This window comes from Leifsonia sp. NPDC102414, from assembly GCF_044765685.1.
In the GTDB taxonomy this organism is placed as follows: domain Bacteria; phylum Actinomycetota; class Actinomycetes; order Actinomycetales; family Microbacteriaceae; genus Leifsonia.
In genome coordinates this window covers 403,789-417,074 of record NZ_JBIWKN010000003.1, presented here as the reverse complement: position 1 = coordinate 417,074, position 13,286 = coordinate 403,789, and the positions used below count along the sequence as shown (strand labels likewise).

General features: G+C 69.5%; 10 protein-coding genes and 1 pseudogene. 2 read left to right on the top strand and 9 right to left on the bottom strand.

Annotated elements, in window-relative coordinates:
* Positions 1–5: 5 nt before the first annotated feature.
* The 4 genes and pseudogenes from ACIRCZ_RS14655 to ACIRCZ_RS14640 form a co-directional block, all read right to left on the bottom strand.
* Positions 6–557, bottom strand: a complete 552-nt coding sequence (locus tag ACIRCZ_RS14655) for a GNAT family N-acetyltransferase (RefSeq protein WP_055890893.1) — start codon at positions 555–557, stop codon at positions 6–8.
* The gene (ahcY, locus tag ACIRCZ_RS14650) at positions 557–2,047 is read right to left on the bottom strand and encodes an adenosylhomocysteinase (RefSeq protein WP_402854359.1); all 1,491 of its coding nucleotides are present in this window, start codon (positions 2,045–2,047) and stop codon (positions 557–559) included. The genes ACIRCZ_RS14655 and ahcY overlap by 1 nt, the downstream gene beginning before the upstream one ends.
* Positions 2,048–2,117: 70 nt before the next feature.
* Positions 2,118–3,554: a phosphomannomutase/phosphoglucomutase gene (locus ACIRCZ_RS14645; protein ID WP_402854357.1), complete on the bottom strand. Its 1,437-nt coding sequence runs from the start codon at positions 3,552–3,554 to the stop codon at positions 2,118–2,120.
* Positions 3,555–3,586: 32 nt separating this feature from the next.
* Positions 3,587–3,772, bottom strand: a pseudogene (locus tag ACIRCZ_RS14640) (DUF3499 family protein); the annotation flags it as partial.
* Between the two features lie 42 nt (positions 3,773–3,814).
* Between ACIRCZ_RS14640 and ACIRCZ_RS14635 the strand changes: the two are divergent.
* Complete coding sequence (locus tag ACIRCZ_RS14635) at positions 3,815–4,258, top strand: metallopeptidase family protein (RefSeq protein ID WP_055890879.1); 444 nt, start codon at positions 3,815–3,817, stop codon at positions 4,256–4,258.
* A gap of 32 nt (positions 4,259–4,290) precedes the next feature.
* On the opposite strand, the gene ACIRCZ_RS14630 is transcribed toward ACIRCZ_RS14635, so the two are convergent.
* The 5 genes from ACIRCZ_RS14630 to ACIRCZ_RS14610 form a co-directional block, all read right to left on the bottom strand.
* On the bottom strand, positions 4,291–5,721 hold the full coding sequence (locus tag ACIRCZ_RS14630; RefSeq protein ID WP_402854355.1) for a DUF5719 family protein: 1,431 nt from the start codon (positions 5,719–5,721) through the stop codon (positions 4,291–4,293).
* Positions 5,714–9,040, bottom strand: coding sequence for a glycosyltransferase family 2 protein (locus tag ACIRCZ_RS14625; RefSeq protein ID WP_402854353.1), 3,327 nt, complete (start codon positions 9,038–9,040; stop codon positions 5,714–5,716). The genes ACIRCZ_RS14630 and ACIRCZ_RS14625 overlap by 8 nt, the downstream gene beginning before the upstream one ends.
* Positions 9,041–9,191: 151 nt before the next feature.
* A complete protein-coding gene (locus ACIRCZ_RS14620; RefSeq protein ID WP_082581223.1) occupies positions 9,192–9,512 on the bottom strand; it encodes a WhiB family transcriptional regulator in 321 nt (106 codons plus the stop codon).
* 194 nt (positions 9,513–9,706) lie between these two features.
* Complete coding sequence (galE, locus tag ACIRCZ_RS14615) at positions 9,707–10,669, bottom strand: UDP-glucose 4-epimerase GalE (protein WP_402854350.1); 963 nt, start codon at positions 10,667–10,669, stop codon at positions 9,707–9,709.
* Between the two features lie 61 nt (positions 10,670–10,730).
* Positions 10,731–11,909, bottom strand: a complete 1,179-nt coding sequence (locus ACIRCZ_RS14610) for an acyl-CoA dehydrogenase family protein (protein WP_402854348.1) — start codon at positions 11,907–11,909, stop codon at positions 10,731–10,733.
* A gap of 139 nt (positions 11,910–12,048) precedes the next feature.
* Between ACIRCZ_RS14610 and manA the strand changes: the two genes are divergently transcribed.
* A complete protein-coding gene (gene manA, locus ACIRCZ_RS14605) occupies positions 12,049–13,269 on the top strand; it encodes a mannose-6-phosphate isomerase, class I (RefSeq protein ID WP_055890859.1) in 1,221 nt (406 codons plus the stop codon).
* Positions 13,270–13,286 lie beyond the last annotated feature (17 nt).

Here is a 13,286-nt window from a genome sequence, read left to right as displayed (position 1 = left end):
CAGCGTCAGTCGTGCAGGATGCGCTGGAACAGCACGTGGTCCTGCCAGCGACCGGCGATCTTCAGGTAGTTCGGGGCCACCCCGATGCGCTCGAATCCGGAGCGGGTGAGGACGGACTGCGACGCCTGGTTGTGCAGCAGCGTCGCGGCCTGGATGCGGTGCAGGCCGAAGTCGTCGCGCGCCGCCTCCACGATGGCGGCGAGGGCGGCGGAGGCGAGTCCCTGCTTGGTGTGCGCGCGGTCGAGCCAGTAGCCGATCATGGCGCTCTCGAACGCGCCGCGCACGATGCTGCTCAGGTCGAAGCCGCCTGCGACGGCGTCTCCGTCCAGGATGAGCAGCGGGACGGCCGTGCTGGCCTCATACAGGGCGAGGAGCTCCGTGGTGCGCTTGAGCTGGCCCTCCGGCGTGAAGAACTCCTCCGTGCGGGTGGGTTCCCACGGCGCGAGGTGTCCGCGGTTGGCGACGTATGCTGCCGCGAGCGCCGGGGCGTCCTCAGGCCTGCGCACGCGCAGGATGAGGCCGCCCGGCAGCTCGCGGTCGGTGAAGGTGAGTGGCATCAGTATCGGTAGTGGTCGACCTTGTACGGGCCGTCGACGCTCACGCCGATGTATGCGGCCTGCTCGGGGGTGAGGGTGGTCAGCTCGACGCCGAGCGCATCCAGGTGGAGGCGGGCGACCTTCTCGTCGAGGTGCTTCGGCAGCACGTACACACCGATCGGGTAGTTCTCCGTCGAGACGTACAGCTCGAGCTGCGCGAGCACCTGGTTGGTGAACGAGTTGCTCATCACGAAGCTCGGGTGACCTGTGGCGTTCCCGAGGTTCATCAGGCGGCCCTCGGAGAGCACGAGCACGCTGCGACCGCTCGGCAGGCGCCACTCATGCACCTGCGGCTTGATCTCGACCTTCACAGCGCCTTCGAGCGCTTCGAGGCCGGCCATGTCGATCTCGTTGTCGAAGTGGCCGACGTTGGCGACGATGGCCTGGTGCTTCATCGCCAGGATGTGGTCCAGGGTGATCACGTTCAGGTTGCCCGTGCCGGAGATGAAGATGTCGACCTGGTCGACGACGGATTCGATGCGGGCCACCTGGTAGCCGTCCATCGCCGCCTGCAGCGCGTTGATCGGGTCGACCTCGCTGACGATCACGCGGGCGCCCTGGCCACGCAGCGCTTCCGCTGCGCCCTTGCCGACATCGCCGTAGCCGGCGACGAACGCGACCTTGCCGCCGATGAGCACGTCGGTAGCGCGGTTGAGGCCGTCCGGCAGCGAGTGGCGGATGCCGTACTTGTTGTCGAACTTGCTCTTGGTCACCGAGTCGTTGACGTTGATAGCCGGGAAGAGGAGCTGGCCGTCGCGGGCGAGCTCGTACAGGCGGTGGACACCGGTGGTGGTCTCCTCCGTCACGCCGAGGATGTCGGCGGCGACCCGCGTCCAGCGGTCCGCCGACTCAGCGATGGATGCGCGGAGCGCTGCCAGGATCACGCGGTACTCGTGGCTGTCCCCTGCCGCGTCGTCTGGAACAGCGCCGGCGAGCTCGAACTCGCGGCCCTTGTGCACCAGGAGGGTCGCGTCGCCGCCGTCGTCGAGGATCAGGTTGGGGCCGATCCAGTCGGCTCCCTCCTTCTCGGCCTCGGTCGTCCAGTCGAAGATCTGCTGGGTGCACCACCAGTACTCCTCCAGCGATTCGCCCTTCCAGGCGAACACGGGAACCCCGGCCGGTGCATCCACCGTGCCGGTCGGGCCGACCGCGATGGCGGCAGCGGCATCGTCCTGGGTGGAGAAGATGTTGCAGCTCGCCCAGCGCACCTGCGCGCCGAGTGCGACGAGGGTCTCGATCAGCACGGCGGTCTGCACGGTCATGTGCAGCGAACCGGCGATGCGGGCGCCGGCGAGCGGCTTCGACGCCCCGAACTCCTCGCGGAGGGACATGAGGCCTGGCATCTCGTTCTCTGCCAGACGGATCTGGTGGCGCCCTGCCTCAGCGAGGGAGAGATCGGCGACCTTGAACGGAAGAGTGGAGGTGGATTCAGCGAGGGTGGTTGTGGCCATTGCCCCATTGTCGCATCCGGTGCCCGACTCGCACAGTCGTGTGACGAGCGCGTGTGCCTGCGGCGCGTGGTCAGGCGCGGATGAGCGCCAGCACCTCGTCGCGGATGCGCTCCATCGTCGGGAGGTCGGCCGCCTCGACGTTGAGCCTGAGTAGCGGCTCGGTGTTCGACGGACGGACGGAGAACCACCAGAACGGCTCGTCGCCTCCGACGAATCCGGTCACGGTCAGGCCGTCGAACTCGTCGAATTCCGCGCGTCCGGTGAACTCCTCGACGATGCGCGTGAACGCGGCAGGCACGTCGTCGACGGTCGAGTTGATCTCGCCGGACATCGGGTACGGCGTGAACCGGGCGGACAGCGCCGACAGCGGCTCGTCCTGGCCGCCGAACTCGGCGAGCAGGTGCATCGCCGCGAGCATCCCGTTGTCCGCACTCCAGAAGTCGCGGAAGTAGTAGTGCGCGGAGTGCTCTCCGCCGAAGATCGCACCGGACTCGCGCATCGCGTCCTTGATCAGCGTGTGGCCGACGCGCGTGCGCAGCGGGGTGGCGCCCGCGGCCTCGATGGTCTCCGGGACGACGTTGGACGTGATCAGGTTGTGGATCACCGTGATGTCGGCGTCAGGGTCCTCGCGGCGCGCCCGGGCGATCTCGCGCAGCGCGACGATCGCCGCGACGGCGGACGGCGTGACGGCGTCGCCGTTCTCGTCCACCACGAAGCAGCGGTCGGCGTCCCCGTCGAAGGCGAGCCCGAGGTCGGCCCCGTGCTCGACCACCGCGCGCTGCAGGTCGACCAAGTTCTTCGGGTCGAGCGGGTTGGCCTCGTGGTTGGGGAACGATCCGTCGAGCTCGAAGTACATCGGGACGATCGTGAGCGGAAGGGCGGGAAGCCCCGCCGCCTCGCCGAGCACCGCCGGCACGGTCAGTCCACCCATGCCGTTGCCCGCATCCACCACCACGGTGATCGGCCGGATGCCGGACAGGTCGACCAGGGACCGCAGGTATGCGGCGTAGTCGGCGATGACGTCCTGCTCGCGGAAGCCGCCTGGCTCTGCGACAGCGTCGACGCCGTCGTGCAGGTAGACGGCTGCGCGGTCGCGCACACCGGCGAGCCCGGTGTTCATGCTGAGACCCTGCGCCCCCGCCCTGGAGAGCTTGATGCCGTTGTACGTCGCGGGGTTGTGGCTGGCGGTGAACATGGCCGCGTCAGCGGCCAGAGCACCGGACGCGAAGTACGACTCGTCCGTCGAGCACAGCCCGATCGACACCACGTTGGCGCCCCTGGCCTGCGCTCCGCGCGCGAACGCCGCGGCGAACGTCGGCGATGAGTCGCGCATGTCGTGGCCGACGATGACGTCCTTGCCAGCCGCCCCGACTTCGTCGACGAATCCGGCGGCGATGGCGGTGACGACCTCCTCCGTCAGATCCTTGCCGACGAGACCACGGATGTCGTAGGTCTTGACCACGGCGTCGAGCGAGGAGTTGCTGGGGACATCACGGTTGCTGCTCACGCCCCATAACCTACTTCACCGAACACCTCGTGTCGCACAATCTGCCAGCCCTGCGGCGCGGACAGTCGCTCGGCGTGGATGGCGCACAGATCGTACGAGTGCGGCTCGTGGCTCAGGCTCAGCGGGCCGAGGACAGCCATCGAGTCCGCGTACACGTACGTGAGCGTGGCCACGGCATCGCGTGGACACGCCACGCGGGAACATGGTCGGCTCAACATCGGGCTCAGAATACCCGAGCCTGCGCGTCGTAGGATGGCGACATGCCCCGGAACCGCCGCTCGAGCAGCCAGCCGCCTGCCACCTCCCGGTGGCGCAGCAGGCACGGGCGGGGAGCGCGGGGGCCGGTGACGGGCCCGCACCTGCCGATGCTGAACAACCGCATCGACCTCTTCGACATGACCGTCGCATCCACGGCCGACTACCTCAAGGGCGTCTGGCCGAACGAGCTCGCCGACGTGCACTTCGAGGTCGCTGCGACCCCGATCGGCAACACGGGAAGCGACGGCGTCGACCGCTGGCACGTCGACCACGCTCAGCGCCGCATCGTGCTCTACCGCGTGCCCATCCAGCGCCTCACCAAGTTGCACCGCAACGACGACCTGCACCGCAGGATGTACGTCGAGGGCTGCGTGTTCCGCGCGGTCGCCGAGTTGCTTGGCAAAGACCCGTGGGACCTGGCGCCGGATCGCTACCGGCACTTCTGACGCTTGCGAGCGAGAGCACGCGTCGGTCTCCGCTACCGCGGGTAGACCTCGATCGGTGCGGCCAGCGGGCCAGGCGGGTTGAGCGCGAACGAGCTGGCGAGACCGTCCGCGGCGAAGCTGACGCTCACGTAGAGGCCGTCGCCGCCGGTGACCGTGTACATCCCAGCGCCCACCTTGACGTTCGCCGCTCCCTCAGCGGGAATGGTGAGCGTGGCAGGCTTGCCCGTGCGGCCCTCGATGGTGACCTTCTGGTCCTTCTCGCCCGGGTTGGCGAAGTGCATCATCGGGGTCGGTGCCGGCGGCACAGCGGCGAGGAAGGTGTCCCCCATCGGCTGCGACGACGTGAACCAGGTGAAGTCCTGCGACTTGGAACCCGCCACCGAGGTGCGCGCTGCGGCGACGACAGGCACGGACGAGCGGACGGTGACGGTGTAGTTGCCGTCCTTCAGGTGGTCGAGCGGGATCTCGGCGACGACGCCGGCCTTCACCGTCTGCGCGTACGAGTTGCCGACGGCCGTTCCGTTCTCGCCGACGGCGCCGACGGTGATGTCCGCATCCTGATCGCCTGGCACGAACACGCGGACGGCGGGGAGGTCGGCGCCGTAGCTCTCGCCGGACTGCGCGCCCTCGATGGTCGCGAGGTTCGCGATCGTCATGCCGGAGATCACCTGTACGCGCGACGGAGAGCCTGTCGCGCCTGACAGCTCGACGCCACGCGGGTCGATCCCCTGCTCGAAGCTCTGCTGCAGCGACGCGAGCACCTGCCCGCCCGTGCTCTGCACGTGGACGACGGGAGCGGCGACGGAGGGCGCGAGGCCGGCGAGCGGGATCACCTTCTGCGCCCCGGCTGGGACGACGATGCCGGCGGCGCCCGGTGCGGCAACGGCCCCGGTCTCGGCGAAGATCGTGAGGTTGACGGTCGCCTGCACGGAGGTCGGGTTGGAGAGCATGACCAGGCTTGTCTGACCGAGAGAGGTCGAACCGGCGACGAGCCAGCTGTCCGCGCTCGCTTCGCCGCACGCGGCCGCAGCGACGCCTGCGAGGTCGTCGGTCGTGGCGTTCTGGGACTGGGCGCCGGCGAGGAGCGGCGGCGTGCTCGCACCCTGCGGCGTGGCGATGGTGAGCGTCTGCGGTGCCTCAGAGCGGCTCCCGCCGTCCGAGTCCGCCTTCAGCGACCTGGTCTCGATGCTCCCGCCGTCCGCGCCGTATGTGGAGCTGGCCGGACCGAACGGGGAGGCGGTGGTCGCCGCTCCGGCGTCGGCCGCGAGGGCGAGCAGCGGGCCGGGGCAGACGCGCTGCTGGTCGGCCGGCACCGGCTTCACGGTGGAGACGGGTGCGGAGATCTGGAACGACGGGAGCGGCAGCAGCGACGCGCCCGCGATGGCGATGCCGGCGACGCCGAGACCGATGACACCGCTGACGACCCGGATGCTCACCCTGGCGATACCTCGCTTGTCAGCCACGGTCGCCTCCTTCCGTTCCGCGACGCGGGCGGATGATCGTCTCCTCGAGACCTTCCTCGAGCGTTGTGGGGGTGGTGGGCGTTGTGACGAGCGCGTCGTCGGTGGCAGCTGGCTTCGATTCCGGCTCCGGCTCTGGTTCTGCCGTGGTCTCGGGCTGAGGTTCGGCGTCACGCTCCGGTTCGGGCTCGGGGTCCGGGTCCGGTTCTGGCTCCTGCTCTGGTTCCGGCTCCTGAACCGGTTCCACCTGCGGCTGCGGCTCCGGCTCCTGGGCCGGCTCCGCCTGCGGCTCGCGCTCCGGCTCCGTCTCCTCCTCGGCAGACTCCACGGAGGCCTCGTCGTCCGGTTCTGCCTCGTACTCGGACAGCGTCTCGTCTGCGACGGCCTCCTCGCCGTCCTTCGGAGCCTCCGGCTCGTCGTCCGGCGTCACGACGCCGTCGTCCTCTCCGCCGTGGCGGCGCTTCGGGCGGCGGGCGTTCAGCTCGGCGACCCGGTCGGCCGAGCGGGTGGTCGGGATGGCCATCAGCAGCGTGATGCCGATGACGATGCCCTGCACCAGCAGCACGATCAGGCGCCAGATTCCGCCGGCGTCCGCAGGGACGATCGCGGCCTTCGGCTCGACGGAGGTCCCGCGATCGAACGCCCAGAGCTGGCCGCTCACCGTCGCTCCGACCGGCGCGAGCAGCGGGTTCGCGTCCAGGGCAGTGGATGCCCGCGTCCCGCTGACCTTCGCAGGCTCGCTGACCGGCCGAGGCGTGTTCGACGTCTGGTTGAGCTCCACCGCGGCCGGCGCGAGCAGCACGAAGTCGATGCCGAGGCGCTTCATCGTGGCAGAACCGTCGTAGCCGCTCTGCGACGAGAGGTTGCCCGCAAGCGTCGCCAGGTCCTTCTGGCCGGAGCTGAGCGTGCGTTCCGTGGAGCTCAGCGTGGTCTGCACATCCAGGGTCTGGCCTGCTCCGCGGACGAGTTCGGCGGAGATGCTGCCGTCCGGCTGCGGTGTGATCCGCAGGGTGCCCGTTCGCGGCTGGGTGGCCGCCTTGGCCGTGACGACCGCCGGCATCGTGCGTCCGTCGCTCGCGACGACGTCGGACTGGCCGTCGTGCATGGCGATGGCCGATGGGACCGCAGCGATGGCGATGGTGAGGATCGCGACCCAGGCGGGGTACACCGCGGCGCGCCCGATGGCGGACAGGGCGAGCACGGCGGCGCCGATCAGCCCGAGCCAGTAGAGGCTGAGCGCACTGCCGGGCCAGATCGGAACGACGGTCGAGCCTGCGACCGCGACCTGGACGTGCAGGGCCGTGACGGCGGAGAGGAAGCCGACCAGCGCGACGACCAGCGCGACGATCGCCCTGCTCGATCCTTTGAGGAACAGAGCGAGGATGGCGAGAACGCCGAGCGGGGCGAGCAGGATCGGGACGATGACGTTCGGCGCGGCCTCTGGGAGGGCGAAGCTCGAGCCGAGCGCTGCGCCCAGGTCGTGCCAGCCGCCGAGCGTCCCGTCCGGGAAGCCGAGGGCGAGTTGCCAGGCGGGCGTCTGACGCGCATCCAGGGCCACCCCTGGATCGGCGAAGATCGACAGCCACGCGCCGCGGGTGGCCTGCTGCCAGACGAGCGGCGCGAACAGCACCACCGCGGGCAGCGGGATGAACGCGATGCGTCCAGCACGACGCCCGCTGAACGCGATCGCCGCGATCCAGGCCACCAGCAGCGCGGGGATCAGCACGGGGGCGCACGCCGCCGTCGCAGCCGCCAGCAGAGCCGTGACAGCGCTGGCCGCCCAGGAACGGCGCGCGGCGAGGCCGGCGAAGAACAGCCACGGAAGCAGGACGTGCGCGAGCACGGCGGCCGGCCGGCCGCCCTGGAGCGCGACGAGCAGCGTCGGCGCGAGCGCGTACGCGAGACCGGCGAAGACGCGCAGCGTCGTCTTCGCGGTGAGTCGCGCAGCGGCGAGCCAGGCGCCGAGGGCGGCGAGCGGGATCGCGAGGAAGTACAGCCCGACCATCGCGACGGACGGCTGCCAGAACGTCAACGTGCCGAGCACCGCCAGCACGGCGGAGAACGGGTCGGCGGCGCCGGTGAAGCCGAGGCCGACATCCCGCCAGCCGTAACCGAGGTTCGCCCAGAGCTGGCCGACAGAGGAGGTCAGCGGGAGCAGCCCTCCCCCGGTCAGTGCGCTGCTGCCGAACAGCGGGAAGAACAGCGCGACGCCCACAACGAGAGCGGCGAGCACCGTCCAGCCGCCACCCGTCCCGAAGAAGTCGAGCTCCTGGCGTTCGCCCTGCTGGCCGACCAGCGCGGCCTCGCGTTTCAGCGCGCGCGCACGACGCACCTCGTCGAACGGGATGCGCAGAGGCGCGACGGCGGCCCAGCCGACGGTCTTGTTCGTGGCGAGCATCCGGCGGGCGTTGCTCACCTTCATCCCGGAGAACGCGACGCGGAAGGCGGCCGCGAGCTCACCGCCGACGGAGCCTGGCTCCTTGCGCAGGATGCGCCCGATGGAGCGCAGGATCGCGAGCGGCACAAGGCTGAGCCAGTGGAACGGGACGGCAGCTGCCGGCGCGTAGACCATCCGGCGGTGGAGCTGTGCTGCGCGACGCTCCTTGGTGAGGCGGCGGCGCACCGTCCACTTACGCGAGAGGTTGGGGCCGGCGACGCCGTCGCCTGCGATGGCCACTCTGGCCTGCGCCACGAGCGAGACGCGGTATCCGGCCAGGCGCACCCTGGTGCAGAAGTCGAGACCGTCGTCTGCGGTCGGGAGGCCAGGATCGAACCCGCCGAGCGCATCCCACACGGTCTGGCGGACGATCATCCCGGCCGACGAGACGCCGAGCACATCGCTGAGGCCGTCGTGCTGGGCCTGGTCCATCTCGTTCTCGACGAGGGGAACCGCTGCCCCGAGCGGCGTCATCGCCACACCGAACTCGCGGATGAACGCAGCGTCCTCCCAGTCGACCAGCTTTGGCCCGGCAACGGCGACCGACGGAGAGACCTCGACCGCGCCGAGGAGCGCTTCGAGAGCGCCGGGCTCCGGCGCTGTGTCCTGCGCGAGCAGCCACAGCCACTCGTGATCGGACGACGGAGGGGCCGTGACGCGCACGCCGGTGGCGACGGCGGCGCCGAACGGCAGCTTCTCCTGCACGGAGAGCAGCTGGGTCGGGCGGAAGTCGGCGAGCAGCTTGGCGGCGTCGTCTGTCGACGCACAGTCGACGGCGATCACGGCGTCCGGTTGTCTCGTCTGTGCCGCGATGGCGTCGAGAGTGCGCTGAAGATGGGGACCGCCACTCTGGGCGACGACGATGGCAGTGACTCTCGGATACATCGGGAGTCAGCCTAGGTTGGCGTCGCGTCGATCCGTGGAGGCAGATCGGGCGCGGCGCAAATTTACGATCGGCCCTGGGAGTCGGGTGAGTTCGAGCTGATCGCAGGCAGAAGAACGGGTCGGACGCGTGTCGGACCGTGGTGGATCGACGTCAGCTGGCGCGCTTGCGGAGCTTGCGACGCTCGCGCTCGGAGAGGCCGCCCCAGATGCCGAATCGCTCGTCGTTCGCGAGAGCGTACTCGAGGCACTGCGTCCGCACCTCGCACGAGGTGCAGATCCGCTTCGCGTCGCGGGTCGACCCGCCCTTTTCCGGGAAGAAGGCTTCTGGGTCGGTCTGTGCGCAGAGCGAGTCGGACTGCCAGGCAAGCGGATTGTCGTCGTCGACATTCGGCCGGACACCCGGAACCCCCAGTTTGACCGGGTCGATGAACCAGTCGTCGGGTACTCCAGAGCGATATTCAGGAACTGTCATATCGGACTCCCACCCATTAACTGCTAAGCACGCAAGACAACGTGTTGGAATAATTACACCGTTGTCATTCGCCAGAGTCAAGTCGCAAATCGTAAAGCCTTAAGTCCAGGTCGAGACTTCGCGACGCGCCGACGGTCGACAACAATCCCGACACGCCCGGCCGTTCTACCCCCGTCGAGCGGCCCGGGGAAGCGTCAGGACGCCGCTTGACGTGCTTCCCAGGCGCTCCGGACCATCTCGTCCAGTGTGTGGCGCATCTTCCAGTCCAGATCCCGGGCGGCGAGTTCACCGGATGCGACGATCCTTGCAGGATCTCCGGCTCGGCGCGGCCCCACTTCTGGGGTGAAGTCGATGCCGGTCACGCTCGACACGGTCGACATGATCTCGCCGACGGAGACCCCGTCGCCGCTGCCCAGGTTGTACACCGGCTCGATGCTCTCGCCCGCATCCAACCGCTTGGCCGCCGCGACGTGCGAGACGGCCAGGTCGGCGACGTGGATGTAGTCGCGCACGCAGGTGCCGTCCTGGGTCGGATAGTCGGTGCCGTTGATCCGCGGAGTCCGGCCGTCCACCAGCGCGTTGAACACCAGAGGGAACAGGTTGTGCGGGCTGGTGTCGCGCAGCGAGGGATCGCCGGAGCCGACCACGTTGAAGTAGCGCAGGCTGGTGTGGCGGAGGCCGGCGGCGACGCCCTGGTCGCGCAGCAGCCACTCGCCGATCAGCTTCGACTCGCCGTACGGCGACTCGGGGCTCTTGGGGGTCTCCTCCGTGACGAGGTCCGTGTCCGGCGTGCCGTAGACGGCGGCGGACGAGGAGAACACCATCGCGTCGACGCCTGCCTCCTGCATCGCGGCCAGCAGCACGGCCGTCGCCGTCACGTTCTGCTCGTAGGTGTGCAGCGGGCGCTGCACGGAGACGCCGGCGTACTTGAAACCAGCGACGTGCACGACGCCGGACACGCTGTTCTCGGAGAACACCTTCTCGAGAAGCGCGCCGTCGAGGATGGTCCCCCGGTAGAAGGGGACCTCGGCAGGCACGAATTCCTCATGCCCGCTCGACAGGTCGTCGACCACGACGACGTCGATGCCCTCCGAACGGAACGCCCGCACGATGTGCGAGCCGATGTACCCAGCTCCTCCGGTCACCAACCACGCCACGCGGTCCTCCTCTTTCGCTCGACTGCGGAAGGCCCAGCCTAGCGGCGCGCGGTGACCGCTCCTAGACGAACGCGGCCTGGCCGGTGATGGAGCGGCCGACGATCAGGGTGTTCATCTCGCGGGTGCCCTCGTAGGAGTACAGCGCCTCGGCGTCGGCGAAGAAACGGGCGACGTCGTAGTCGATCACGATGCCGTTCCCGCCCAGGATCTCGCGGCACCAGGCGACGGTCTCGCGCATCCGGGAGGTGGTGAACGCCTTGGCGAGCGCGGAGTGCTCGTCGCGCTGCTGACCGGCGTCGAGCATCTCGGAGACGCGGGTGCAGAGGGCGATGGACGCGGTGATGTTGCCGAGCGACTTGACCAGCAGATCCTGGATGAGCTGGTGTGCTCCCAGGGGCTTGCCGAACTGCACGCGCTCCTTGGCGTAGGCCACCGCCGCCTCGTACGCGCCGATCGCGACGCCGACGGCCGCCCAGGCGACCTCGGCACGGGTGAGGCGGAGCACGGCCGCCGTGTCTTTGAACGAGTTGGCGTGCTGCAGGCGCAGCGACTCCGGCACGACCACGTTCTCGAGGGTGATGTCCGCGTTCTGGACCATGCGGAGGGACTGCTTGCCCTCGATCTTGGTCGCCGTGTATCCGGGCGTCGAGGTCGGGACGATGAAGCCCTTCACCTGGCCGTCCTCGGCGCTCTTCGCCCAGATGATCGTGATGTCGCTGAAGGTGGCGTTTCCGATCCAGCGCTTCGAGCCGTTGAGCACCCAGTTGTCGCCGTCGCGTGTGGCGATCGTGCGGAGGCCCTGCGCGGAGTCGGAGCCGGACAGCGGCTCCGTGAGGCCGAACGCGCCGAGCACGTCGCCGCTGGCGAGCTTCGGCAGCCACTCCGCCTTCTGCTCATCGGAGCCGCAGACGCCGATGGCGCCGAGCGCGAGACCGTTCTGCACCCCGACGTACGTGCTGACGGACGCATCCACCCTGGCGAGTTCGAGCGCGACCCAGCCGCGGAACACGGCCGAGTTCTCGAACTGCGCCGTCTCGGGGAAGCCGAGCCCGATGGTGCCCGTCTCGTGCAGACCCTCGATGATCTGGTGCGGGAACTCCGCGCGCTCCCAGTGCTCGTTCACGATCGGCTTCACCTCGGTCTCGAGGTAGACCCTGAGGTCCGCGAGGAATTCCTTCTCCCTGGTGCTGAGAAGGTCCTCATATCCGTAGAAATCGCTGGCGAGGGTCTCGAAGGACATTGCTGCTCCATTGCGTCGTTCGGCGGGATGACGGGTCCGCCGGCGCGAGGCAGGCGACCAGCGTCAGCCTAGAGACGGGGAATCCGCGCGCAAAAGCGATTGGTAGTTTGGTCTAACGAATCGAAAGGGACCACGACGGATGTTTGTGCGCATCGGCAATACCCCCCGCGACTACGCCTGGGGTTCCACCACCGCCATCGCCGGGCTTCTCGGCACCACGCCGAGCGGCAAGCCGGAGGCCGAGCTGTGGCTGGGCGCGCATCCAGGATCGCCGTCGGTGATCGCCGACCCGTCGCAGACCGGGGGCGCCGCCGACCTCGCCGCCTGGACAGCAGCTGACCCTCAGACATCCCTCGGGCAGCCGGATGCGCACCTCCCGTACCTGCTGAAGGTGCTGGCCGCCGCCGGTCCGCTCTCCCTGCAGGCCCACCCGTCGTCCGCCCAGGCAGCGGAAGGGTTCGCTCGGGAGAACGCCGCCGGCATCCCGCTCGACTCCCCAGAGCGCAACTACAAGGACCCGTTCCACAAGCCCGAACTCATCTACGCGCTCAGCGACACCTTCGACGCGCTCTGCGGGTTCCGCGACGTCGCCAGGAGCGCCGCCATCTTCTCCGCACTGGCGGAGACGGCGGCGGATGGCGAGCAGGCCGTCATCTCCGCCTTCGCTGCGACGCTGACCGGCGAGCCGACCGCCGTGCTCCGCGCCGCCACCGAGTGGCTGCTCGGCGGCGACCACTCAGTCGGAGAACTCGTCGGGGCGGTCGTCGCCACGGCCATCGCGATCGAGCCAGACCCTGCCGGCGACGACCTCGCTGTCGCCGCCGACACCGTCCGGATGCTCGCCGAGGCCTTCCCCGGCGACCCCGGAATCGTGCTCGCTCTGCTGCTCAACCGGGCGACGCTGCGCCCTGGCGAGGTGCTCTACCTCCCGGCAGGGAACATCCACGCGTACCTGCGCGGGCTCGGCATCGAGCTCATGGCCGCCTCGGACAACGTGCTGCGCGGCGGCCTGACGCCGAAGCGGATCGACGTTCCCGAGCTGATGAGCATCCTCGACTTCCGCCCGATCGTCGCGACGCCGATGGCCGCGGAGCACCCTGCACCAGGGGTCGACGTGTTCCGGCCGGACGTGCCGGACTTCGCCCTCGACCATGTGACGGTCGGGGCGGCGACGCCGTCGACGCGCATCCCCCTGCCTGGCGCAGGCATCGCGATCTGCACCGCAGGCTCTGTGCAGCTCGCGGGAGAGCACGACGGCCTGACGCTCGCGCGCGGCGAGTCCGTCTTCATCACGCCGGACGAGGCCGCGGTCACCGTCTCCGGAGACGGAACGGTGTTCGTCGCCACACCGAACGCCTGAATTCCCGTCCGCTAGTC